Raw genomic sequence first — 24,354 nt, 5'->3', positions numbered from 1 at the left:
GATAGCATTAATTAGGCATCGGGGAATTCACGGATGAAACGTTCGACGTCATCAACCATGGATTCTGTTCCCACAAAGAACGGTGAGCGCTGATGCAACTTCTCTGGCGTGATATCCAGAATACGGTTTTTACCATCGCTAGCTTTACCGCCCGCCTGCTCAGCCAGAAACGCCATCGGGTTACATTCGTACAGCAAACGCAGTTTGCCTTTCGGGTAGCTCGCCGTGCTCGGGTACAGGTAAATTCCGCCTTTCAGCAGGTTACGATGGAAATCCGCGACCAGTGAACCGATGTAACGCGACGTATAAGGACGCTGCGTCTCTTCATCCTGCTCCTGGCAGTATTTGATGTATTTCTTCACGCCGGCAGGAAACTTGATGTAGTTCCCTTCGTTGATGGAATACATATTCCCTTTTTCCGGGAAGCAAACTTTTTCATGCGAGAGGCAGAATACGCCAAGCGACGGATCGTAGGTAAAAGCGTGAACGCCATGGCCCGTGGTGTACACCAGCATGGTAGAAGAACCGTAAACGATATAGCCCGCAGCAACCTGCTGGCTACCTGGCTGCAAGAAGTCCGCTTCCGTGACGGAGGTTCCCAGCGGGGTAATACGGCGGTAAATAGAGAAAATCGTACCGACAGAGACGTTCACATCGATATTCGACGAGCCGTCCAGCGGGTCCATCAGAACAACATACTTAGCGTTTTCCGCCTTATCGCCTTCAAAGATAACGATCTCGTCTTCTTCTTCAGAGGCAATACCTGCCACTTCACCACGTGCCTTTAATGCCGCTTTCAGTTTTTCATTGGCATACAGATCGAGCTTCATCTGCACTTCGCCCTGAACATTAGAAACGCCGCTGGCTCCCAGGATATCAACCAGACCTGCTTTATTGATATCACGGTGAATAATCTTGGCACCCAGTTTAATAGCAGACAGCAGCGCGGTAAGCTCACCTGTGGCGTGAGAGAAATCGTGCTGTTTTTCGACGATAAATTCGCCTAACGTTTTCATAACACTATTCCAGAATCTACGGATGAAAAGCGGTTTCATTTCTGCACCGCCAACGTTTGCGCATGCAGTGTAGCCCAAAGAGAAAGTGAGTACCTAGTCAAATCCATTTCTTATGGCGGATTCATAGCGTTAGAATATGACGCAGACTCACTGCGAAGATGGAAAATGTATGCGTATTCATATTTTAGGTATCTGCGGCACCTTTATGGGTGGTCTTGCCCTACTCGCCCGCTCACTGGGGCATGACGTCACGGGCTCAGATGCGAATGTTTATCCCCCCATGAGTACCTTACTGGAAGAGCAGGGAATCACACTGGTTCAAGGATACGATCCGGCACAGCTTGCTCCCGCCCCCGATTTGGTCATCATCGGTAATGCGATGTCGCGCGGGAATCCGTGCGTCGAGGCCGTACTAGAACAGGGGCTACCTTATGTTTCTGGTCCACAGTGGCTGCATGATTATGTGCTGCGCGATCGCTGGGTGATTGCCGTTGCGGGAACGCATGGTAAAACTACTACGGCGGGGATGGTCACCTGGATCCTGGAAGATTGTGGCTACCAGCCTGGCTTTGTGATCGGTGGCGTTCCCGGAAACTTCACCGTTTCCGCACGATTGGGTGATAGCCCGTTCATGGTGCTCGAAGCCGATGAATATGACTGCGCGTTCTTCGACAAACGCTCCAAGTTCGTCCATTACTGCCCAAGAACGCTGGTGCTCAACAATCTTGAATTCGATCACGCCGATATCTTTGACGATCTGAAAGCCATTCAGAAACAGTTCCACCACCTTGTTCGACTGGTGCCGGGCACTGGGAAAATCATCTCGCCAACCAATGACCTTAACCTCAAACAGGTAATGGCAATGGGGTGCTGGAGTGAACAGGAACTGGTCGGTGAAGAAGGCGTTTGGCGCGCACAGAAAGTGGCTATTGATGCCAGCCAATATCAGGTTTACCTAAACAACGAGCTTGTCGGCGAAGTCCATTGGAAATTGGTGGGTGAACACAACATGCATAACGGGTTGATGGCCATCGCGGCTGCGCACCATGTTGGCGTCTTACCCGCAGATGCCTGCCGCGCACTCGGTGGTTTTATCAACGCACGTCGTCGCCTTGAATTACGCGGTACGGAACATGGCGTCGCGGTGTATGACGATTTTGCACACCACCCTACCGCCATTCTGGCTACGCTGTCGGCATTACGCAGCAAGGTGGGCGGTACAGCCCGTATTTTGGCCGTGCTGGAACCCCGTTCGAATACCATGAAATTGGGGATGTGTAAAAACGAGCTGGCCCCGTCATTAGCCCGCGCCGATGAAGTTTTCCTCTTCCAACCAACGCATATTCCGTGGCAGGTCGTAGAAGTCGCGGAAGCCTGCATACAGCCAGCTCACTGGAGCGCGGATATTGATACGTTGGTAGAAAACATCGTCAAGACCGCACAGCCAGGCGATCACATTCTGGTCATGAGCAATGGCGGCTTCAGCGACATCCACAATAAGCTACTGGATGGTCTGAAGAAGAAAGCGCAGAAAGCGGAAGACGCTCAAGAATAACGGGTCGGAAGCCAGCGTTGTTCCGCGGCGGTTAAACGATAAATAGCAAAAAGGACGGGGATCCCGTCCTTTTTTATATTCGCATTACCCATTAAGCGTGGTGCAATTAAGCATCGAACGGGTCGCGCAATATCATGGTTTCGCTGCGATCTGGGCCGGTGGAAATAATATCAATCGGCACACCCGTAACTTCTTCGATACGTTTGATGTAGTTCAGCGCAGCCTGCGGCAGTTTGCTGTGATCTTTCACGCCAAATGTGCTTTCAGACCAGCCCGGCACAGTTTCGTAAATCGGCTCAAGACCTTCCCAGCCCTCAGCAGCCAGCGGAGTGGTATCCACTTCGGTGCCATTCGGCAAACGATAGCCTACGCAGATCTTAATCTCTTTAAGACCGTCCAGAACATCCAGCTTGGTCAGGCAGAAACCTGACAGCGAGTTAATCTGCACCGCACGACGCACGGCCACAGCATCCAGCCAGCCAGTACGACGGCGACGACCTGTCGTCGCGCCAAACTCATTACCTTTCTGAGACAAATGCTCGCCCACTTCCTCAAACAACTCTGTCGGGAAGGGACCGGCACCCACACGGGTAGAGTAAGCTTTAACGATACCCAGCACATAGTCTACATAACGCGGACCCAGGCCAGAGCCGGTAGCAACGCCGCCCGCGGTGGTATTTGAGGAAGTCACATACGGATATGTACCGTGGTCGATATCCAGCAGCGTACCCTGTGCACCTTCAAACATGACGAAATCGCCACGCAGGTGTGCTTTGTGCAGCAGATCGGACACATCAACAACCATAGCCGTCAGGATGTCAGCAATCGCCAGCACATCGTCCAGAACTTTCTGGTAGTCGACAGCATCAACTTTGTAGTAGTTAACCAGTTGGAAGTTATGGTATTCGATGATTTCTTTCAGTTTGACGGCAAACGTTTCTTTATCAAACAGATCGCCAACGCGCAGGCCACGGCGAGCAACTTTATCTTCATACGCAGGACCGATACCACGACCCGTCGTACCAATTGCTTTTGCGCCACGCGCTTTTTCACGCGCGTTATCCAGCGCGACGTGATAAGGCAGGATTAACGGACAGGCTTCAGAAAGCAGCAGACGTTCGCGTACCGGGACGCCACGCGCTTCAAGCTCCGTCATTTCTTTCATCAATGCGTCAGGCGCTAGCACGACACCGTTACCGATGATGCTGACAACATTTTCACGCAGAATGCCAGAAGGAATTAAATGAAGGACGGTTTTTTCACCGTTGATAACCAGCGTGTGGCCAGCGTTGTGACCACCCTGATAGCGCACAACATATTTAGCCCGTTCAGTCAGCAGGTCAACGACCTTGCCTTTACCTTCGTCACCCCATTGGGTGCCCAGTACGACGACGTTCTTACCCATTTCAAGAATCACCAGGTTGCTTAAAAAAGGATTCTACCATCTCATTTGGATGCTTTCAGTACTTTTAGCACACGATTGCGCACATTTTTCCACTTAATTTTAGCCACCCATCCGGCTACGCAACATGTAGTAGATCACGCACCCTGCGACGACTATTCCGCCGCCAAAACGGCGTAAAATAGTATCCGGCAACTGTGCCATACCCAGAATCATACGTCGCCAAAGGCGAGGGAACAGCAGCGGCCCCAGCCCTTCAAGTACCAAAACTAGCCCAAGCGCCAGCCAAATCGTTGAATTCATAACCACCTCTTTTCCCGCTCCGAGCACAAGCGGGACTAACCCCTGTAAATGATCTCTGCCAGAAAACGGCAAAAAAAAGCCCGGAGAATAACCCGGGCTTGATGACGACGTCAGTTAATGGCAATCAGCGGCGTGGTGCCATGCTGCTTTCCGGTGACTTCATGTAGCGGAAGAAGTCGCTATCCGGGCTGAGAACCAACACGTCCTGATTATTACTAAAGCTACTTTCATACGCACGTAGGCTACGAATGAAAGAGTAGAAGTCAGGATCTTCACTAAATGCGTTCGCAAACAATTTCGCGGCTTCGGCATCCCCTTCACCACGGGTGATACGCCCTTGACGCTCTGCTTCAGCCAGCGTACGGGCGACTTCATAGTCTGCCGTCGCTTTCAGCTTTTCTGCTTCTTCCTTACCTTGTGAACGGTGGCGACGCGCGACCGCTTCACGCTCTGCACGCATACGTTGGTAAATGGCGTCAGACACTTCAGTTGGCAGGTTGATTTGCTTAATCCGCACATCGATAACCTCAATACCCAGCGCAGCCATGCTGTTAGGGTTGATGTGAGGTTCGTTGCTCGTCGTCTCTTTCTCAACGCGCGCCGCAGCAGAAGCAATCGCGTTATCCGCTTCGGTGGTTTCCCCTGTGCCCGTATTCAATGCCTCACGCACGTCAGACATCAGTTGACCACGCGAGTCAGTAACAATACCTTTCACATCCAGACGACCAATCTCAGAACGCAGACGGTCACTGAATTTACGTTTCAGCAGCACTTCAGCCTGAGAGATATCACCACCACCCGTTGCCAGATAGTAGCGGCTGAAATCGCTGATGCGCCATTTAATATAAGAATCGACAATCAGGTCTTTCTGCTCTTTAGTGATAAAGCGGTCAGCCTGATTTTCCATCGTCTGAATACGCGCATCCAGCATTTTCACTGAGTCGATAAACGGAACCTTGAACTGCAATCCAGGTGCATAAATCAGCGGCTTGTTTTCGTCATCACGCAGTACTTTACCAAAACGCATGACAATGCCGCGCTGGCCTTCCTGCACCACAAACAGTGACGCATAGACCACCATCAGTACCAGGATCAGGATAAATAGTAAGGGCTTACGCATCGATTATTCTCTCCCTACTCGAGTGAAGTCATCACGCTGCGCATTTGCTTTGCGCTGATCCATGATATTTCCATTGTTACTGTTGCGCGTTTGGTTGCTATTCGCCGCACTGCTGCTGTTACTAGGCAAACGCAGTGGGTTAGCGCTGCTGCTTTGCGTATTTTCACTGCCTTGCCCACGTAGCATCTGATCCAACGGTAGCACCATCAGGTTGCCCCCTTTGTCATTGACCAGAACTTTACGGGTATGGCTTAGCACGCGTTCCATCGTTTCGATATACAAACGCTCTCGGGTAATTTCCGGTGCCGCTTTATACTCTGGCAACACGCGGGCAAAGCTAGCCACATCACCCTGCGCTTCCAGTACGGTACGGGTTTTATAAGCGCGAGACTCTTCCAGAATACGCTGTGCCTGACCATTGGCCTTCGGCTGCACTTCGTTCGCGTACGCTTCCGCTTCACGAATGTATTGCTGTTCGTTCTCACGTGCGGCAATGGCATCATCAAATGCGGCCTTCACTTCTTCCGGCGGACGTGCGGTTTGGAAGTTGACGTCTAGCAACGTGATACCCATGTTGTACGGACGAACGGTTTCCTCCAGTACACGTTGGGTATCCGTACGCACGATGGTACGGCCTTCCGTCAAAATTTTGTCCATCGTGTACTTACCAATAACGCCGCGCAACGCACTGTCAGTCGCCTGACGCAGGCTGTCATCTGCATTGGTTACACTAAACAGATATTGTTCAGGCTGCGTAACACGATACTGCACGTTCATTTCAACGCGCACCACGTTTTCATCTGACGTCAACATCACGCCCGACGTCGCCAGCTCACGTACCGACTCGACGTTCACCGCACGAACAGAGTCGATAAAGGTCGGTTTCCAGTTAAGACCCGGCCCAACCAGATGGCTGAATTTACCAAAGCGCGTAACGACACCGCGTTCCGCTTCTTTAATGGTATAGAAACCCGTAGCCGCCCAGATGACAACGGCAGCGACGGCAGCGATACCGACGATCCGACCACCCAGAGCTGGGCCGCCAGAATTTCCGCTGTTGTTCGAGCCTGAACCTTTTCCGCCGCCCAGTTCGCTGAGTTTTTTGCTCAGTTTACGGAAGATGTCGTCCAGATCCGGAGGCCCCTGATCTCGGCCACCTTTATTATTATTTCCGCCAGAGTTGCCGCCATTATTGCTGCTCCCCCACGGGTCGCGGTCTTGTCCGTTATTACCGGGCTGATTCCACGCCATGTTTTAGCTCCATTCTTTATGATAGGTGTTCTTCAGGTTCAATATCCCAGAGTCTGTCAGACTATTTTGCCGTTCAGACTGTATCGACCAGTCAAATCAGACAATATAGTCCATCAGTTCCTGCTCTTTTTTGCAGAGGCGGTGCCAGTCGGCAATTGGCATACGAATAACTAAACCAATTTGCCCATCCTCTTCAATCCATTCTTTTTCTATTGCCTGAAGCTGGTAAAAACGACTACGCAAGCGTCCTGCCTGCGGGGGAAGATGCAAAGTATGTTGTGCAATTTCCCCGGAAAGCCGCTCAGTCAATGCTTGAAATAACAACGGAATACCGTCGCCAGTCTGTGCTGAGAGCCAGACCCGTACCGGTAGATTCTCTTCGTTGCGATCGATACGCGGAACAAAATCATCCAGCATATCAATCTTGTTCATTACCAACAGCGCAGGTATTTCATCTGCCTCGATTTCCGCCAGTACGTCATCAACGGCCTCGATGTTCTCGTCAAGACGAGGATCGGCGGCATCAACAACGTGCAACAGCAGTGAGGCCTGACGTGTTTCCTGTAATGTAGCCTTAAACGCAGCCACCAAATCGTGGGGTAGCTGCCGGATAAAACCTACGGTATCCGCCAGCACTGTATCACCGACATCATCCACCTCAATGCGGCGTAATGTTGGGTCCAGTGTGGCAAATAACTGATCGGCGGCATAGACGCCCGCCGATGTAATCTTGTTAAACAGCGTGGATTTACCCGCGTTGGTATAGCCCACTAGCGAAACGGTGGGGACATCGGCACGAACCCGCGACCGACGCCCTTGTTCACGCTGTTTTTCTACCCGTTCGAGACGCGACAGTATCTGAGAGATACGATTACGCAATAAGCGGCGATCCGTTTCAAGCTGGGTTTCACCCGGGCCACGCAAACCGATACCGCCTTTTTGGCGCTCAAGGTGCGTCCATCCGCGAACCAATCGGGTCGCAAGGTGACGCAGTTGTGCCAGCTCTACCTGTAATTTCCCCTCGTGAGTACGCGCACGCTGGGCAAAAATATCTAAAATCAGTCCGGTACGATCGATCACCCGGCACTCGCACAAACGCTCCAGATTACGTTCCTGAGCAGGCGTCAGCGCGTGATCAAACAGCACGACAAACGCGCCAGTTTCTTTCACTACCTGAGCAATTTCTTCGGCTTTGCCTTCCCCGACAAAATACTTGGGGTGAGGAGCCTTACGACTACCCGTAACAACCTGCAAAGATTCAATACCGGCTGAAGAAACCAGAGATTCAAACTCGAGCAGATCGTCCGTATCTCTATCTTGCGAGAAAAAAATATGAACTAATATGGCCCGTTCACCTGATTCATAACGGTCAAACAAGCGAGTAACCTCTCAAACGAGCAAAAAACACCACAGCGAAGGAGCCGAGCGATGCGTCCAGCTCTCCCGCGCCGTGGTGAATTGACAATACGCCTTATTCGGCGTCATCAGCATCCTGCGACTGTTGCTGAGCAGTCGTGTTACTACCATGATAGTTGTTGCTGCCGCCAGGATTGTTGCTATGGTGAGAAACTGGGCGAGAAGGAACAACTGTAGAGATGGCATGTTTATAAACCATCTGACTGACCGTGTTTTTCAACAAAATCACGAATTGATCGAAAGATTCGATCTGACCTTGCAGCTTAATACCGTTCACCAAATAAATCGAAACCGGAACACGTTCACGACGCAAAGCGTTCAAGAACGGATCTTGTAAAGATTGCCCCTTAGCCATTCTATATTTTCCTTATTTGTATGTTGTTTGTAACAAAGAACCCTATGGCTCTAAAATAACGGTGTAAAAAAACTTGCACGCTGAGACTCATCGATTGTACACAATCACCCAACCTATGCACTAACAACCTCTATTACCTTGTCCAGTGCTTCAGTCGGTTTTTCGCTATCCAACCAGCAGACATCATCCCAACCGCGCAACCAGGTCATTTGCCGTTTCGCTAACTGACGCGTCGCACAAATTCCCCGATAAACCATCTCATCGTAATCAATTTCACCGGATAAATATGACCACATCTGGCGGTAACCAACGCAACGAATAGAGGGCATATCCGTATGAAGGTCCTGCCGGGTAAACAATATCCGGGCTTCTGTCTCAAAACCCGCTGCCAACATCTGATGAAAACGCTGTTCAATTCGCTGATGCAACAATTCACGCGTCGCCGGGGCGATAGCAAACTGATGAACCTGATAAGGCAGTGCATCGCCAGACGTTTTTGTCAGCTCAGTTAAAGTGTTACCTGAAACGAAAAAAACTTCCAGTGCTCGCGAGAGTCTCTGCGGATCATTTGGATGAATCCGAATCGCCGCTACCGGATCGATCTCACTAAGCTGCCGATGCATCGCTTCCCAACCGACTTCTTTTGCCTGCTCTTCAATACGCTGGCGCACGGCGGCATCGGCCGACGGCAGAGGAGAAAGCCCTTCCAGCAGCGCCTTGAAATAGAGCATTGTCCCTCCGACCAAGAGGGGGATGCGCCCGGCAGCGGTAATATCAGCCATTTCACGTAGCGCATCGCGGCGAAAATCGGCCGCAGAATAGGATTCAGCCGGATCGAGAATATCGATTAACCGATGCGGTGCCTGCGCCAACTCTTCCGCGCTTGGCTTCGCCGTCCCGATATCCATATCTTTATAGATAAGGGCGGAATCGACGCTAATCAACTCTACAGGCAAATATTCTCGTAACGCCATTGCCAATGCCGTTTTTCCTGACGCCGTCGGCCCCATGATAAAAATAGCAGGTGGCAACGACGGTTGTTCTACATCACTCATGCTTTAACGCCTTGATGGCATCCTGAATATCCATCATAAATAAAAGTTCAGACGGCGGCGCTTTCGCCAGTTGCGGACAAAGCCGTTCGACATCCGCCAGTAATTGTATGGCCTGAGAATGGCTCCAGTTTTCCTGCTCGCTCTGTAATCGCGCTGCCATCCACGACGCTAACGCGCCTGGTTCCACCTGCTGTGCTTCAACCGTCTGATAGTTGGCCAGATAGCCTATCAGTTCAGAGATCAAGTTTTGTAAATTTTGTTGGCGCAATGGTAAAGGTACGGCACGCAACGTGGCACGCTGTGACTCAACCCATACATCAATACCAAAATGCGTCAGCAAAGCATGATGGGTAGACAACACATTCAGTTCGGACTTGCTTAGCGTCAGGCGTTGCGGAATCAGCAATGGTTGCGCCCGCAAGCCCTCTTCCGGTGGCGTCAGTTGCACCACTTTCAGATAGCGTTCAGCAACGGAAAGCGACAGCACCGCTAATCCTCTATGGTACTCCAGCAGCGCGTAGCACGGCGGATATACCGTCAGCACCCGGCCAAAGCCGCTCGATTGGCTTTCCAGCGGGGGCTCAACGGGCGCACGTTGCTTATTATTGTTGGTGGCAGTGTCTGCGGCGGTTCGCGTCAATGCGGCATCATGCGATATCGCAGGTGAGCCAGCGTTATCTGCCGACACGGCAATATTAGGCAGTTCGTCAGATAATTGTAGGCTATCTGTCGGTTGCAGCAGCGCCTTATACAATTCGCCCTGCTTTTTCTGATACGGATTCTCCGGCTGATAGCCAGAATAGGCCGCTTCTCGCGCCTGACCAGAATGGCCAGTACGTGGCGTTTTTCCCTCCGCCGATGAGGATTTTTCAGTACGCGACGGCTGGGCAAAATGATTTTCGCCTGCGGCAGGACGATTTTCCTGCTGCCACTGTACAGGCTTCCCGGTTTCCGACTCCGTCATGCCAAGCCCCGGCGCGGAGGCCTGCTGTAGAACGGACATCACGGCCTGATAGATAAAGTCATGCACCAGACGAGCCTGATGGAACCGCACTTCATGCTTGGCAGGATGAACATTGACATCAACCTGATGCGGGTCGATCTCCAGATACAGGACATAAGCGGGCTGTTGATCGTCACGAAGCTGATCCTGATAAGCCTGTCGGATCGCATGATTAATCAGTCGATCGCGCATCATGCGCTGGTTCACGTAGCAATACTGCATGTCAGGCAGTTGCTTGGCACCAACCGGATCGGCAACCCAGCCATGAATCGTGAGATCGTCATGCTGCCATGACACCGCCAACGCATGTTGCAAGAAGGTCGCACCGCAGATAGTGCCCAAACGGCGTTCATACTGACTTTTATCTGGTGCCGCACGATACTGCCGCATCAACTTACCGTTATGATGCAGCGTGATGGCGACATCAAAACGCGCCAGCGCAATACGGCGGACAACCTCATCAATGTGGGTGAATTCGGTTTTCTCGGTACGCATAAATTTACGGCGAGCAGGCGTGTTATAAAACAGATCCAGCACTTCCAGCGTAGTGCCCACAGGATGGGCGGCGGGTTTGACCGTCACCGCCATATCGCGCCCTTCGGCGTAGGCCTGCCAAGCCTCGGACTGTTCGGCAGTGCGTGATGTCAGAGTTAGACGGGAGACGGAACTGATACTCGCTAGCGCTTCGCCGCGAAACCCCATGCTGACGATCGCTTCCAGATCGTCGAGCGTGGTAATTTTACTGGTCGCATGACGTGCTAGCGCCAGCGTTAGCTCATCCTTTCCGATGCCCGAGCCATTGTCGCGAATGCGGATCAGTTTCGCACCGCCGCGTTCAATGTCGATATCAATCCGGGTCGCCCCTGCATCCAGACTGTTTTCCACCAGTTCCTTCACGACCGAAGCTGGACGCTCGACCACTTCTCCGGCGGCAATCTGGTTAGCCAACTGCGGTGGCAACACCTGAATCGGCATGGCGTATCCCTCTTACTATCCTCAATCTATCGACATCATCAGCATGAAGAATCAGGCAGACGGTATAATCAGCGTTTGCCCCAGTTGTACCGAGCCGGAACGCAGATTATTTGCCTGTTGAATCTCTTTCATGCTGACACCGTAACGGGCAGCGATCGCACTCAGGCTATCACCCTTTACGACCTTATGCTTCACCGGCGCTGTTTTTTTAGGCGCTGGCGTTGACGCCGTCTGTTTCGTCCCGGTAGCCGGAACATTCAGGCGCTGTCCAACCCAGACGATATCCTTGTTCAGCTTATTCACGTCACGCATCGCCGCGAGGCTGACACCATAACGCCGTGCAATCGAAGAAAGTGTTTCGCCACGCGCAACGGTATGACGCGTACTGCCCGCACTCGCTTTTGCCGCCGTTACGTTGCTGCCCGATGTCGCAGTATCACTTGCCGCCGACTGTCGTGGGCGGCTTTCCTGCTTTGGGAGGGATTGCATCGGGTGCGTCTGGAAGTAACTTCTCAGCCCCTGATAAATCGCATTGGCAATTTTTTCCTGGTAGTCGTTACTCCCCAATAGCCGCTCTTCCGAGATATTCGTGATAAACCCGGTTTCCACCAGCAGAGAGGGAATATCCGGTGAGCGCAACACTCCCAAGCTGGCATGTTCCGGCCGCCGTTTATGCAAGCCTCCAACACGCTGGAGCTCACGCAGCACCTTGGTCGCCACGTCATACCCAACACGCTGGGAGTGGCCAAATTGCAGATCCAGCACCGCCTGACTGAGGTAAGGATCGGCGCCGCTGTTCGCCAGCAAATCGCCCGCACCGCCCAATAACTCAGACTGTTTCTCGTGCTGTTCCAGCCAGTTCGCCATTTCACTATTCGCACGACGGTTGGATAGCACCCAGACCGAGGCACCTTTAGCATTGCGGTTCGGCGCAGCATCGGCGTGGATCGACACTAACAGGTTAGCGCCCTGCTTCCGCGCCACGTCCGAACGCCCCATGACGGAGATAAAGTAGTCGCCGTCACGCGTTAATACGCCTTTAAAGGCGGGATCGTTATTCAGCAAAACTTGCAGCTTACGGGCGATAGAGATGGTGACATTTTTCTCTCGCAGCCCGTTCGTGCCAATCGCACCAGGATCTTGCCCGCCGTGACCGGCATCAATCGCCACAACAACGCGCTCATTACCCTGCCGGGCTGGCGATGGAGAACCGCCGCTCACAACGACCGTAGGCTTGTTAGTAAACGGATTCTTTGCTGGCTCTGCCGGCACACTATTTTGCTGCCGTGAAACAGGGGGCATTGGGGCTTGCACCATTTTCGCTTTGTCACCCGTGATGGTGAATACGACAACGTAACCCGAACCTTCTTTTTGCGTAACCGCTCGCGTTTTGGCCGCCTGCGTTAAATCCAGCACCAACCGCAGGCTTTGTGCATCCTGCGCATTGCTGGTTCGCACGCGCTTAATCAGATTTTGCCCGCTGAAATCCAACGGCAGCCCCTGAATGACACCGCTCTGACGAATATCGATGACCACTCTGGCAGGGTTGCTAAGCGGGAAAAAGGCATAAATCGGCTGGCCGCTAAAGCTCAGTCGCACCGTGGCTTGGCCTGACGCATTATCCACCTTGATATCCGATAGATTGGCGGCCCACGCTGCTCCCGCAAGCAATAGCCATACGCCGATGAACAGCTTAACCATACGACTCATCATGATTCTGTTGTTCCTGGCTGAAGAGAAAAACGTTGTAACATCGCGTCTCCCGTAGCAGAGACAGCGGACAGTTCAGCCTGTCGGCCCTCATCCTGATAGCGCAAATGCAGTTCGATATCCGCATCGGGCAGCACGCCAGCGCCCTGCTGCGGCCACTCAATCAGACAAATGGCATCCTGCGTCAGATAATCGCGGATACCCATAAACTCCAATTCTTCCGGGTCAGCTAGTCGATAGAGATCAAAGTGATAAACAGACAGTGGGGATAACGCATATGGTTCCACCAACGTATAAGTAGGGCTTTTGACATTACCCAGGTGACCGCGCGCCTGTAGGAAGCCGCGACTAAACGTCGTTTTCCCCGCGCCGAGATCGCCATAAAGATGGATAACACAAGCACCGTCACAGGCTTTCGCCAGCGCCGTACCTAATGAAATGGTTGCTGCCTCATCAGGCAGAAGTAAGACTATTTTTTTCATTCTATTGTTCTGAAAACATAAGTTCTAAAAACATCGGCGCTAAAAAAGCACCCGATCAGGATTCACATATCGGAACAACACGGGCAGTAAATCGGTTGCCAGCATACCTCGAGTACCGCGTCGAGTCGCCAGCCAGTCAGCCGCTGCACCGTGTACGACACACCCAGCACAAGCAGCATCATACAGCGAGAGCTTTTGCGCCAGCAAACCGCCGACAATACCCGACAGCACATCACCCATGCCACCCGTCGCCATACCGGGGTTTCCCACATCAGCAATAGCAATCTCTTCTTGCTGACTGGCAATCACCGTTCCCGCACCTTTTAATACGACAACGCCGCCATAGCGCTTTACCAGCTTTGTGGCCGCAAGTAAGCGATCACTTTCAATATCAGATACGCGGCAATTCAGTAAACGTGCCGCTTCACCGGGATGAGGTGTCAGCACGCGATTCTGCCGTTTATGCGGGTTGATTGCCAGCAGGTTAAGCGCATCCGCGTCCCATAACATGGGTTTGTTACAATTTTCTGTCAGACGCAGGGCGTTTTTACCCCATTCATCCTGCCCTAAACCGGGTCCAATCACCACGACATCAGCCCACTCCAACCCCTGTCGCAGCGTATCCGCCGTCAATTCTTGCACCATCAACTCAGGTCGGGTCGCCAGAAACGCCGATTGATACTGTTTGTGAGTAAGTACTCGCACTAAGCCTGCACCGCTGTGCAGCGCCGCATCGGCAGCCATCAGTACCGCACCACCTAAGCCTGCGTTGCCGCCGACCACCAACAGCCTGCCGTTATCCCCTTTATGTTGTCCGGCAGGACGAGGCATCAACCATTCGGGAAGCTGTGCCGCAGTCAGTCGCCGGATCGGCGCGGTTTGGTCACCCAGCCACGTCTGCAACCCTAGCGAGTGATAATGCAATGCACCGACCTGCTCGCGCGCGCGGCCAGTCAGTAGCCCCGGCTTCAGCGCGATAAACGTCACTGTCTGTGCCGCACAGATCGCAACGCCCGCACAGGCACCGGTTTCGGCATGTAAGCCAGAGGGAATATCCAATGAAACAATGGGAGCGGGATAGGCATTCGCCTGCGTAATTAACGCGGCATAGGGTGCACGCGGTGCGGCGGAAAGTCCGGTCCCCAGTAGAGCATCCACAATGAGATCGATCCCATCCGGCCACGGCGTATTAGCATCATCCTGCGCCCTAACGTCTTCAATACGCCCGCCCTGCGCCAGCCAGCGCTGCCGAGCAAAACGGGCATCATCGGGCAGCGGTTTATCGCTGGCGCAGGCAACAACATCCACCGCAATACCCGCCGCCAGCGCCAAACTGGCGACCACATATCCATCTCCACCGTTATTGCCGTGTCCAGCCAGCACTCGCCAGCGTCGGGCTGAAGGATAAGATTGGCAAGCCACTTGAAATGCGGCGTCTCCCGCACGCTGCATCAGATCCCACAATGAAAGCCCTGATTCACGAGCTGCACCGGCCTCTTCACGGCGCACCCACTCAGCGTAGAACACCGAATCGGGCAAATCATCCTCTCGTTTCCGATCGTGACCCGTCATCATTTGCTCTTAGTTTTCATTACAATGACTTAAAATTAGCAAGCAACCGGAACGACCGCCAGCATTCCGTACTTCTGCGCAAACATCGGTTCCGCAACGCGGATATGGTAACATCACTACGTCTTGTTTATTTTTGCGGCCCATCATGTCATACCCCTACGATCTCAACGAATTAGCGCAACACATCAAACAATGGGGACAGGCATTGGGGTTCCAGCAGGTCGGCATCTGCGACACCGACCTGTCCGCAGAAGAACCTCGGCTTCAAGCCTGGCTGGATAAGCAATATCACGGGGAAATGGACTGGATGGCGCGTCATGGCATGCTACGAGCGCGCCCGCACGAGCTTTTGCCCGGCACGCTGCGCGTCATTAGCGTTCGTATGAATTATCTTCCCGCCAAAGCCGCGTTCGCCAGTACCTTAAAGAACCCAGAGCTCGGCTACGTCAGCCGTTATGCGCTAGGCCGTGATTACCACAAGCTGTTACGCCAGCGCTTGAAAAAGCTTGGCGATCAGATTCAGGAATACTGCGGTGAATTGAATTTTCGCCCATTCGTCGATTCCGCACCGATCATGGAACGCCCTTTGGCTGCAAAAGCCGGGCTTGGCTGGGTTGGTAAACACTCACTAATTCTAAACCGAGAAGCAGGTTCCTGGTTCTTTCTTGGTGAACTGCTGATCGATCTGCCTCTACCCGTTGATCGACCACAGGAAGAACAGTGTGGCCGCTGTGTCGCCTGCATGACCACCTGTCCAACAGGCGCGATTGTCGCCCCTTATACCGTCGATGCTCGCCGCTGTATTTCCTACCTGACCATCGAATTGGAAGGCCCGATACCTGAAGAATTCCGTCCGCTGATGGGCAATCGCATCTATGGTTGCGATGATTGTCAGCTTATTTGCCCGTGGAATCGATTTTCACAACTCACCGACGAGGCTGATTTCAGCCCGCGTGCCGCGCTGCATACGCCAGAGTTATTGGTGTTATTTGGCTGGAATGAAGAGAAATTTCTGCGGATTACGGAAGGATCGCCGATCCGGCGCATCGGCCATCTCCGCTGGCTACGCAATATTGCCGTCGCACTAGGGAATGCTCCCTATCAGGATAATATCGTATTAGCACTGCAAACCCGTCTGGGTGAAAGCGAATTGTTGGATGAACATATCCACTGGGCGATTCAGCAGCAGCTAGCACGCCGCGCATTATTGGAAATTGACGTCCAATCCACACAGAAAAAACGACTTATTCGTGCAGTGGAGAAAGGATTACCGCGCGATGCGTGAACCTCTCAAATGGTTGTCATCACATTGTCGCACACGCTGTGAATAAATAAAAAAAGTCGTTGCCAATCAACCGTCACAAAAAGTACAAGCGATCGTTATAGCGTTTTATAAGTAAATTTTATGAATAAATATCAATAAGATACTCTACTGTATTTTATCAACAATATAGGGTGATTAATAAATAACCAACAGGCAGCCTGTGGATAAGTCTGTTAAGAAGAATATGATTTTTTGTATTAACTGATAAAAAACGATGTGAATTGAGGTAACGCTAGCGCTCTAAATACGACGTTGTGAAAACAACAAAAAACAGGCCACAGCATAGAGCGGCCAGCATTATGAATTTCTTATTGTCACTTGGCAAGGGCTGAGATCTAATTTTTACGATCGAAATGACGGCGACGCCTCTTTTATGAGACATCGCCGAGCAAAAAATTAAGATTGTCGTCAGAGTAATAGGAGAGAGGTGAATATCCCCCCTCTCCCACAGGCCGGTATTACGCCCGTGTTCTGATCAGGTAATCAAAAGCACTCAAGGACGCTTTTGCTCCTTCACCCGTCGCGATAATGATCTGTTTGTACGGCACCGTCGTACAGTCGCCAGCAGCAAAGATCCCTTTCACGCTAGTTTCACACTTGGCATCGATCTCTATTTCACCAATGCGGTTTCTGGCAACCGTGCCTTCTAACCAGTGGGTGTTAGGCAACAAACCAATCTGCACGAAGATCCCTTCCAGGGGTAAATCCTGCACCGTATCGGTAACACGATCTTTGTAGCTCAGTCCCGTCACCTTCTGCCCATCGCCCTTCACTTCTGTGGTTTGCGCATTCAGAATGATATCGACGTTCGGCAGGCTGCGTACCTTCTCCTGCAATACCGAATCCGCTTTCAGCTCCGGTGCAAACTCAAGCAGCGTGACGTGTTTCACCACACCAGCCAGATCGATAGCCGCTTCTACGCCGGAGTTTCCACCGCCAATCACCGCAACGTGCTTACCTTTAAACAGCGGACCATCACAGTGTGGGCAGTACGTTACCCCGCGCGTCCGGTACTGATCTTCACCCGGCACATTCATGTTTCTCCAACGCGCGCCTGTCGCAATGATCACACTCCGCGCTTTCAGCGTCGCACCGGATACGGTAATCACCTGATGCGGTTTACCCGGCTCTCCGCCAGGAATTAAAGCTTCTGCACTCTGCGCGTCGATCACATCAACATCATAGTCATCAACATGGCTCTTCAGTGCGGTCGCCAGTTTGGCACCTTCCGTTTTCGGCACAGAAATGTAGTTTTCGATATCAACGGTATCCAGCACCTGACCGCCAAAGCGTTCACCGACCAAACCGGTGCGGATGCCTTTACGCGCCGAATAGACTGCCGCTGCCGCCCCTGCCGGGCCGCTGCCGATGATTAACACATCATAGACGTCACGCTGGTTCAGCTTCTCAACCTGTTTAGCGCCTGCACCGGTATCGATTTTAGCCACAATCTCCGCAAGACTCGTCCGCCCCTGGCTGAAATGTTCGCCGTTCAGGAAAATGGTGGGAACACCCATGACATTACGGTTTTGGATCTCATCCTGAAACACGCCGCCGTCTATCGCGGTATGGGTGATCTTCGGATTCAACACCGCCATTAAATTCAGCGCCTGCACCACGTCCGGGCAGTTGTGGCAGGACAGCGAGTAATACGTTTCAAAGTGGAACGAACCGTTAAGATTGCGGATTTGATCGAGTAATTCTTTTGCTTCTTTCGACGGATGTCCACCCACCTGCAATAACGCCAGAATCAGGGAGGTAAATTCATGCCCCATCGGCGCACCGGCAAAACGTGGACCGCTTTGGGAACCGGGGTTAGTAATCAGAAACGAAGGCTTACGGACGGATAGATCATTCTTTTCAATAAAGTTGACCTGATCGGACAACTCGGCAATATCGGTCAGCAAGGTTCTGACTTCCGCAGATTTAGCGGAATCATCTAGAGTCGCCATTAACTCAACAGGTTTGGTTAATTTTTCCAGATAGGCTTTCAACTGGACTTTCATCGTATTGTCGAGCATCGGTCGTCCTTAATGAGGTAAAGAGGTACAAAGGCAAAATAGTGCGAGGTGTTGGCCCGAAAAGGAGCCGGGCCAGAAAAATCGGGCGCATAGCACCCGAGAAACAGCCATATTTTCCGTGGTGTCAGCTTAGATTTTACCAACCAGATCCAGAGACGGGGCCAGCGTGGCTTCGCCTTCTTTCCATTTAGCTGGGCATACTTCGCCAGGGTGAGATGCAACGTATTGAGCGGCTTTGACTTTGCGCAGCAGGTCAGAGGCATCGCGGCCAATACCTTCAGCTGTGATTTCTACCGCCTGAATGATGCCCTGTGGGTCAACGATGAACGTACCGCGATCGGCCAGACCTTCTGCTTCACGCATGTTTTCAAAATTACGCGTCAACTGACCAGTTGGGTCACCGATCATGGTGTATTTGATTTTGCCAATCGTTTCAGAGCTGCTGTGCCACGCTTTGTGCGTGAAGTGGGTGTCAGTAGAAACAGAGTAAATTTCCACGCCACGCTGTTGGAATTCATCGTAGTAGTCAGCGACATCACCCAGTTCGGTCGGGCAGACAAACGTAAAATCTGCCGGATAGAAGAAGAACACGCTCCATTTGCCTTCAATGTTCTTCTCAGTCACTTCAATGAATTGGCCGTCTTTGAAAGCCATGTTTTTGAATGGTTTAACTTGGGTATTAATTACTGACATCACGTTATCCTCATGTGTTTTCGCATGCGGCTAAAGTACAGAAACGTGATCGTTATCACCAATCCGTTGTCTTTATTGAATCAATAAGTAATACCTAACTTAATGCTGAGTCAGGGATACCTGACCTCCATATCCTCGCCACCGATCCTGACTGTCTTGAAGCGTGGCATAACCGCTTCAACGTTGCCATCCTTAATCAGTGCAACCAGTCGTTCCTTGTCAAGCGTGCTAAATAGACTGGCCGCAACCTGCCAGTGCCCCTTTTCATCACGGGCGAGGATTTTCCCACTGCCTCCCCAGCCTAGTTGGGAAAAAACAAGCACTTCATTATGGCCATCACCGGTCAAATCGATAGCAAAGAGCAGGCAAGCTTTCTCCCTGCATCGGTCACCAAAATTATTGCTCTGCAACATGCTTTCAACGCCATCCTCCAACGGCCCCACCCATTCGACCTGAGCAGGAAGGACTTTTGCAGATCGGCCTTCCAACCGATCGCGCAGCGCCTGACGCCCGGCAGCATCAAGAATCCGGTCTTGCTTCAATTCTTCTGTCAGCCAGGCAAGCTGTTGCTTACCTACCGTGCCTAACTCATCGCTCAGCATCCACAGAGCAAACTTATCGATCGGCGTTTTCCCACTCAGCAGACGCTGAATCTGGTTTCTCGCACTAAATGCTTCCGGGCTTAACAGCGGCGTATGCAGCAACACCATCAGAATGCAGGTGACAACCGCGAGCAGCGGATTGCTCGTGCGTAAATGCCCTAACCAGGCTTCAGAACGTCGAATGACAGCCCATAGCATTGCCAGACTGTAAAGCATGGCGATCGCCACCACGAAGAGCGACTGAAAACGGAAAGGTGTCAGGCCGTATTGTTCGATGCGAAGCCAACTGGAATAGCCCGCCAATGCGCTCAAAACTGGCAAGCACAGCACGCTGGCGCTAACCAGGCCGCGTAAAATGGCCGGATAAACACGCCCTTCGTTATCATCTTGAGACGCGCAGTTAATCAAAAAGAGGTTCACGCCCATCAGACATAGAAGGATGACGGCAGAACGACCGGTATTCCATATCGGTTCCAAGCCGCTAAAAGGTAGCGTCAAGGTGAAAACCACCGTGATTAGTGCACTAAACGGCAGCAGGAAACGGCAAGCCGATAGCAAAATCCCACGCAGTAGTCCGACAACTGCTTCTTTGGTCATTCCGATATATATGCCAATAGAAAACACCACCGGCAAGAGCAGCATATAGAACCGATAATGACCGAATACTTTATTAACCTGAGAGAAGCCCAACATGTTGAACAACATGCCGCACAATACCAGCAGCAGCACGACCACCAGAACGACGAGCCAGGCCAACAGCACGGTAAAAATATGGCTCCAGGCGTGTTTGCAGAGCGCGTCATAGGACGGCCATCTTCCTTCACGGGTTGACCAGCAGCGCATAAAAGTACAGCAGATATAACCAAGGAGGATGCCGCACAGCACCCAAGAACCAGATAGACGCTCTTGCCCACTGTCATAGAAAACCCAACCGCTGATCGCCGTCATCAGCACGGTCAACACACTGACCCACAGCCACGTTTTTTTCAAAAAGAGGGTACGTTCCAGCCATTGCAGGCTAATTCCGCCAACCGCTGCCATCATTATCAATAACGTCTGAAAAATGCCTTCTTTCATTTCCAGCGCGGCGACAAATAACAGCCCCTGAAGCAGGCCGATAACCAGATAAGACCTTAACGATGGGGAACTAGCAGACATAGCAAATCCTTTTGTCGATACGAATAAATGAACGACCTACTGTAGCACCGAACATCTGCAACGTGAGTGAATATGTGTCTCTTCAACTGTTTATCACGCCCGCCACTACCCTCCCATTTTTAATGTTCATATCAACGTCACCGTTTAGTCATTTGTAATCGCTACACTGCCGCCCGAAATTTCATAACGCATAGAAAAATAAAGGAATAATACACATGGCATTCCCCACTAAAGCGCTTTTGGCTACGGCAATAGCCTCATTGATACCGTTTGGTGCCTCTGCCGCAGAGGCAGAACCGGCCTCTGCAATTGATGTTCTCTCAGGGTTTAACAAATTCTGGACTGCGGGTACAGCCTGGAATAACGGCATACCCACTACGCTTGGCGCGATCGTACTGCGACAGAATATCCAAACGGTGATTGATATCGCCCGTTCGCGCACCCAGGCACAAGAAATATCAGCTTTTGAATTCGATGCTCAAGATGCCAATTACGCGGTCATCGCTGGCCTTGGCCCGCTAGCCAGCATCTTGAAAACGGAAACAGGCGCTTTCACAACGGTCGACGGTATTCCAGACCGCGCATACAGCAGTCGAGTGAGTGATGGCGGCAACGGACTTGGATCAGCCACCAGCGGGCTGGGCAAGGTCGTCGAACTCGTCAGCGCCGTGCGCTACCCAGCCTCCACCACGCCAGCCAAAAATAACTACAACTATCCACGTCCCTTCCGCCAAACGCTGGACGGTGAAGATCTAAGCTGGGTTCTGCAAAAATCACTCGTTGCCCGCGTGCCAGCAACGGGAAACGGTGATGGCGGTTTCCCTAGCGGACACACTAATGCAGGCTATCTCGCCGCTTTCGGTCTTGCCTACGCCGTTCCGCAACAATATTCCGATCTGATCCTTCGTGCTGGCGAGATTGGCTACAGCCGCGTCGTGACAGGCATTCACTCTCCACTGGATGTGATCGGCGGCCGAATGCACGCCACCTATTACGCTATTCAGGACCTCATCGCCAACCCAACGCTACGTGCAGAAGCCTACGATCAGGCGCAGAACTTCTTCGCCGGACAATGTGGGGGCACTATCACCGCATGCTATACCAGCGGCAAGAATGCTGAAGCCGCCTATGCTCAATATCAAATCGATAAAGCTCTGTATGCCAAATACACCTTCGAGAACGCCTTCACGCCTATCGGCGACACCAGCGCTGCCGCCGTTGTTCCCCAAAATGCTGAAGTGCTGATCGAAACACGCTATCCCTACCTTACCGCATCCCAACAGCGCGACATTCTGGCAACCACGTCGAATGCATCAGGCGGCGTGATGGATAACGGGATGGGTTACGATCGATTGAACCTATTCAAGGCGGCAAACGGTTACGGCGCGTTCAACAGCTCTGTTTCTGTGACAATGAACGCAGCAGACGGCGGTTTATCTGCCGCCGACCTTTGGCTAAACGACATCACAGGTGCGGGCACTTTTACCAAGTCAGGTAGCGGACAGCTCACGCTCGCAGGACGTAATAGCTGGAGTGGCGGCACGACCGTGTCAGGTGGAACGCTGGTTGGCACCAATGGTCGGGCTTTCGGCACTGGCGCTATCGTCAACAACGCAACGTTGGCTTTTGACATCAATACCGACGATACGCTCGCGAATGACATTTCAGGTAACGGGACACTGCGCAAAGACGGTGCAGCTAAGCTGACCTATACGGGTAATGGATCTTCCTTTACCGGCACAACGCAGGTGACAAACGGCAGATTGGCAATTAACGGCTCACTGGGCGGTTCAATCGTTGTGGCCGATGGCGCGACCGTTTCGGGCAGCGGCACGATAGGCAGTCTGACCGTCGCCAGTGGCAGTACGCTGGCTCCCGGTAACTCGATTGGCACACTAAAAGTGGACGGCGATCTAACGTTAACCAATGGGGCTATTTATGAAGTTGAAGTCAATCCAGAGACGACCGAAAGCGATCTGATCGCGGTGACAGGCACGGCCACACTGGGCGATGCTTCAGTGCTGCACGTCGGCCAGAATGGGGATTATCGTATTGCTTCCACCTATACCATTCTGACCGCAGACAAGGGTATCTCCGGCACCTTCGGTGCGGTGACGAGTCGCTATGCTTTCCTCGATGCCAATCTGGGTTACAGCGCTAATGCGGTGACGATGCAGCTCGCACGTAACGACATCACATTTGCGTCGGTCGCTACCACAGCCAATCAATCAGCCACCGCCAATGCGGTAGAATCCCTAGGTACTGGCAATGCCGTTTATAACGCAGTAGCGATGCTCGACCGAGGCGTACCACAGAACGCCTTTGACGCGTTATCGGGTGAAGGCTATGCCTCTCTGGCTGGTGCCATGACACGCGGTGCATTGACGGTCAGCGATACGGTTACAGAACATGCCCGTACCACGCATGATGATAACGTCTGGCTCAATGTTTATGGGAGTCGCAATGATGCGAATGGCGCTAACGGCACTGCCGATACTGACTATCGCAGCAATGGTTTTCTGCTCGGCATTGATGGTGCGCTGTCCGATAACATGACGCTCGGTATTTTCGCCGGAGCTGACAAGGGAGATTTTGACGTAAATGGGCGCCGTTTCTCCGCAGATGTCGACAACTACCAGTTAGGTGCTTATGCCAATTACACGTATAACCGGTTGGGATTGACCTTCGGTACAGTGGGAAGCTGGGGCGATATCGCAGCGAAGCGCGACGTCACCGTCGGTTCCCTGAACGAGAAATTGTCAGCGGATCTGGATGCCCGCACTCTCCAGGTATTTGGTGAGGCGCGTATGAAATTCGATGCAAACGTAGTTACTGTAGAACCTTTCGCCAGATTAGCGCACGTCGCCAGTAAAATGGACAGTTTCAACGAAGCTGGCGGTGCTGCCGCATTAGGCGGAGAAGCGCTCAAAATGGATACCACCTTTTCTACCCTCGGCGTACGTCTGGAACACAGCTTCGGCACGCAAGAACGCGCATGGACAGTGAATAGCAGCATCGGCTGGCGACATGCTTTTGGCGACATCGATCCCACAGCACGCCTGCACTTCATTGGAGCTGATAACTATAACGTGACGGGAACGCCACTGGCTGAAAATAGCGTACGCGTTGAAGCGGGTATCGGCAAAAAACTAACCGATAATGCGAACCTGTCATTATCCTATGGTGGCCAATTCGGTAGCGGCGTTACCGACAATGCTGCTCACCTGAAACTGAATGTCCGTTTCTAAGAAATAACGACATATATGTTTTTATTAATTCGAGTTTCAGGAAAAACGTTAACCTGTTGAACAACACACAGTAACTTGAAATATCACGAGTAT

The 24,354-nt window shown here is 52.2% G+C and carries 18 protein-coding genes; 3 read left to right on the top strand and 15 right to left on the bottom strand.

Translation table 11 applies throughout. The features are described 5' to 3' along the window. Positions 1-11: 11 nt before the first annotated feature. Positions 12-1,016, bottom strand: a complete 1,005-nt coding sequence (fbp, locus tag A8F97_RS21965; protein WP_014701552.1) for a class 1 fructose-bisphosphatase — start codon at positions 1,014-1,016, stop codon at positions 12-14. 169 nt (positions 1,017-1,185) lie between these two features. Between fbp and mpl the strand changes: the two genes are divergently transcribed. Then, complete coding sequence (gene mpl / locus A8F97_RS21960; protein WP_014701553.1) at positions 1,186-2,571, top strand: UDP-N-acetylmuramate:L-alanyl-gamma-D-glutamyl-meso-diaminopimelate ligase; 1,386 nt, start codon at positions 1,186-1,188, stop codon at positions 2,569-2,571. Between the two features lie 106 nt (positions 2,572-2,677). Here mpl and A8F97_RS21955 read toward each other — a convergent pair whose 3' ends face one another. The 11 genes from A8F97_RS21955 to nnr all read right to left on the bottom strand — a co-directional run bounded on the left by A8F97_RS21955 (position 2,678) and on the right by nnr (position 15,215). Beyond that, the gene (locus A8F97_RS21955; protein WP_014701554.1) at positions 2,678-3,976 is read right to left on the bottom strand and encodes an adenylosuccinate synthase; all 1,299 of its coding nucleotides are present in this window, start codon (positions 3,974-3,976) and stop codon (positions 2,678-2,680) included. Between the two features lie 99 nt (positions 3,977-4,075). Beyond that, positions 4,076-4,276: a DUF2065 domain-containing protein gene (locus tag A8F97_RS21950; protein WP_014701555.1), complete on the bottom strand. Its 201-nt coding sequence runs from the start codon at positions 4,274-4,276 to the stop codon at positions 4,076-4,078. A gap of 124 nt (positions 4,277-4,400) precedes the next feature. Next, positions 4,401-5,396 (bottom strand): protease modulator HflC, encoded by a 996-nt coding sequence (hflC, locus tag A8F97_RS21945; protein ID WP_014701556.1) that lies wholly within the window; start codon positions 5,394-5,396, stop codon positions 4,401-4,403. 3 nt (positions 5,397-5,399) lie between these two features. Continuing rightward, a complete protein-coding gene (gene hflK / locus A8F97_RS21940) occupies positions 5,400-6,647 on the bottom strand; it encodes an FtsH protease activity modulator HflK (protein WP_014701557.1) in 1,248 nt (415 codons plus the stop codon). A 96-nt stretch (positions 6,648-6,743) separates the two neighbouring features. Continuing rightward, a complete protein-coding gene (gene hflX / locus A8F97_RS21935; protein WP_014701558.1) occupies positions 6,744-8,024 on the bottom strand; it encodes a ribosome rescue GTPase HflX in 1,281 nt (426 codons plus the stop codon). 94 nt (positions 8,025-8,118) lie between these two features. Further along, positions 8,119-8,418, bottom strand: coding sequence for an RNA chaperone Hfq (gene hfq, locus A8F97_RS21930; protein ID WP_005973057.1), 300 nt, complete (start codon positions 8,416-8,418; stop codon positions 8,119-8,121). Between the two features lie 113 nt (positions 8,419-8,531). After that, on the bottom strand, positions 8,532-9,473 hold the full coding sequence (gene miaA / locus A8F97_RS21925; protein ID WP_014701559.1) for a tRNA (adenosine(37)-N6)-dimethylallyltransferase MiaA: 942 nt from the start codon (positions 9,471-9,473) through the stop codon (positions 8,532-8,534). Further along, on the bottom strand, positions 9,466-11,451 hold the full coding sequence (mutL, locus tag A8F97_RS21920) for a DNA mismatch repair endonuclease MutL (RefSeq protein ID WP_033072187.1): 1,986 nt from the start codon (positions 11,449-11,451) through the stop codon (positions 9,466-9,468). The genes miaA and mutL overlap by 8 nt, the downstream gene beginning before the upstream one ends. A 51-nt stretch (positions 11,452-11,502) precedes the next feature. Further along, entirely contained in the window at positions 11,503-13,164 is a 1,662-nt protein-coding gene (gene amiB / locus A8F97_RS21915) for an N-acetylmuramoyl-L-alanine amidase AmiB (protein WP_033072188.1), read from the bottom strand. Next, positions 13,161-13,643 carry a tRNA (adenosine(37)-N6)-threonylcarbamoyltransferase complex ATPase subunit type 1 TsaE gene (tsaE, locus tag A8F97_RS21910; RefSeq protein WP_014701562.1) on the bottom strand — a complete coding sequence of 161 codons (483 nt, stop codon included), beginning with the start codon at positions 13,641-13,643 and terminating at the stop codon, positions 13,161-13,163. Before tsaE ends, amiB begins: the two co-directional genes overlap by 4 nt. A gap of 39 nt (positions 13,644-13,682) precedes the next feature. After that, complete coding sequence (nnr, locus tag A8F97_RS21905; protein ID WP_015731306.1) at positions 13,683-15,215, bottom strand: bifunctional ADP-dependent NAD(P)H-hydrate dehydratase/NAD(P)H-hydrate epimerase; 1,533 nt, start codon at positions 15,213-15,215, stop codon at positions 13,683-13,685. Positions 15,216-15,360: 145 nt separating this feature from the next. Between nnr and queG the strand changes: the two genes are divergently transcribed. Next, complete coding sequence (queG, locus tag A8F97_RS21900; RefSeq protein WP_015731307.1) at positions 15,361-16,500, top strand: tRNA epoxyqueuosine(34) reductase QueG; 1,140 nt, start codon at positions 15,361-15,363, stop codon at positions 16,498-16,500. A 497-nt stretch (positions 16,501-16,997) separates the two neighbouring features. Here queG and ahpF read toward each other — a convergent pair whose 3' ends face one another. The 3 genes from ahpF to A8F97_RS21885 all read right to left on the bottom strand — a co-directional run bounded on the left by ahpF (position 16,998) and on the right by A8F97_RS21885 (position 21,013). Further along, the gene (ahpF, locus tag A8F97_RS21895) at positions 16,998-18,560 is read right to left on the bottom strand and encodes an alkyl hydroperoxide reductase subunit F (RefSeq protein WP_014701565.1); all 1,563 of its coding nucleotides are present in this window, start codon (positions 18,558-18,560) and stop codon (positions 16,998-17,000) included. A 129-nt stretch (positions 18,561-18,689) separates the two neighbouring features. Continuing rightward, positions 18,690-19,253 carry an alkyl hydroperoxide reductase subunit C gene (gene ahpC, locus A8F97_RS21890; protein WP_010287114.1) on the bottom strand — a complete coding sequence of 188 codons (564 nt, stop codon included), beginning with the start codon at positions 19,251-19,253 and terminating at the stop codon, positions 18,690-18,692. A 110-nt stretch (positions 19,254-19,363) separates the two neighbouring features. Beyond that, positions 19,364-21,013, bottom strand: a complete 1,650-nt coding sequence (locus A8F97_RS21885) for a DUF4153 domain-containing protein (protein WP_033072190.1) — start codon at positions 21,011-21,013, stop codon at positions 19,364-19,366. 215 nt (positions 21,014-21,228) lie between these two features. Between A8F97_RS21885 and A8F97_RS21880 the strand changes: the two genes are divergently transcribed. Further along, positions 21,229-24,261 (top strand): autotransporter domain-containing protein, encoded by a 3,033-nt coding sequence (locus A8F97_RS21880; RefSeq protein WP_033072191.1) that lies wholly within the window; start codon positions 21,229-21,231, stop codon positions 24,259-24,261. The last annotated feature ends 93 nt before the right edge of the window (positions 24,262-24,354 follow it).

The sequence above is a fragment of the Pectobacterium parmentieri genome, from assembly GCF_001742145.1.
GTDB classification, from domain to species: Bacteria; Pseudomonadota; Gammaproteobacteria; order Enterobacterales; family Enterobacteriaceae; genus Pectobacterium; species Pectobacterium parmentieri.
Note: the sequence above shows the minus strand (reverse complement) of the source record. Positions and strands in the feature narration are given on the sequence as shown.

Coding starts and splice junctions, on each gene's coding strand:
- fbp (WP_014701552.1), bottom strand. CDS start 1,016: ATGAAAACGTTAGGCGAATTTATCGTCGAAAAACAGCACGATTTCTCT.
- amiB (WP_033072188.1), bottom strand. CDS start 13,164: ATGATGAGTCGTATGGTTAAGCTGTTCATCGGCGTATGGCTATTGCTT.
- A8F97_RS21955 (WP_014701554.1), bottom strand. CDS start 3,976: ATGGGTAAGAACGTCGTCGTACTGGGCACCCAATGGGGTGACGAAGGT.
- miaA (WP_014701559.1), bottom strand. CDS start 9,473: ATGAGTGATGTAGAACAACCGTCGTTGCCACCTGCTATTTTTATCATG.
- hflK (WP_014701557.1), bottom strand. CDS start 6,647: ATGGCGTGGAATCAGCCCGGTAATAACGGACAAGACCGCGACCCGTGG.
- queG (WP_015731307.1), top strand. CDS start 15,361: ATGTCATACCCCTACGATCTCAACGAATTAGCGCAACACATCAAACAA.
- hfq (WP_005973057.1), bottom strand. CDS start 8,418: ATGGCTAAGGGGCAATCTTTACAAGATCCGTTCTTGAACGCTTTGCGT.
- mpl (WP_014701553.1), top strand. CDS start 1,186: ATGCGTATTCATATTTTAGGTATCTGCGGCACCTTTATGGGTGGTCTT.
- hflC (WP_014701556.1), bottom strand. CDS start 5,396: ATGCGTAAGCCCTTACTATTTATCCTGATCCTGGTACTGATGGTGGTC.
- tsaE (WP_014701562.1), bottom strand. CDS start 13,643: ATGAAAAAAATAGTCTTACTTCTGCCTGATGAGGCAGCAACCATTTCA.
- ahpF (WP_014701565.1), bottom strand. CDS start 18,560: ATGCTCGACAATACGATGAAAGTCCAGTTGAAAGCCTATCTGGAAAAA.
- A8F97_RS21950 (WP_014701555.1), bottom strand. CDS start 4,276: ATGAATTCAACGATTTGGCTGGCGCTTGGGCTAGTTTTGGTACTTGAA.
- ahpC (WP_010287114.1), bottom strand. CDS start 19,253: ATGTCAGTAATTAATACCCAAGTTAAACCATTCAAAAACATGGCTTTC.
- A8F97_RS21885 (WP_033072190.1), bottom strand. CDS start 21,013: ATGTCTGCTAGTTCCCCATCGTTAAGGTCTTATCTGGTTATCGGCCTG.
- nnr (WP_015731306.1), bottom strand. CDS start 15,215: ATGACGGGTCACGATCGGAAACGAGAGGATGATTTGCCCGATTCGGTG.
- A8F97_RS21880 (WP_033072191.1), top strand. CDS start 21,229: ATGGCATTCCCCACTAAAGCGCTTTTGGCTACGGCAATAGCCTCATTG.
- mutL (WP_033072187.1), bottom strand. CDS start 11,451: ATGCCGATTCAGGTGTTGCCACCGCAGTTGGCTAACCAGATTGCCGCC.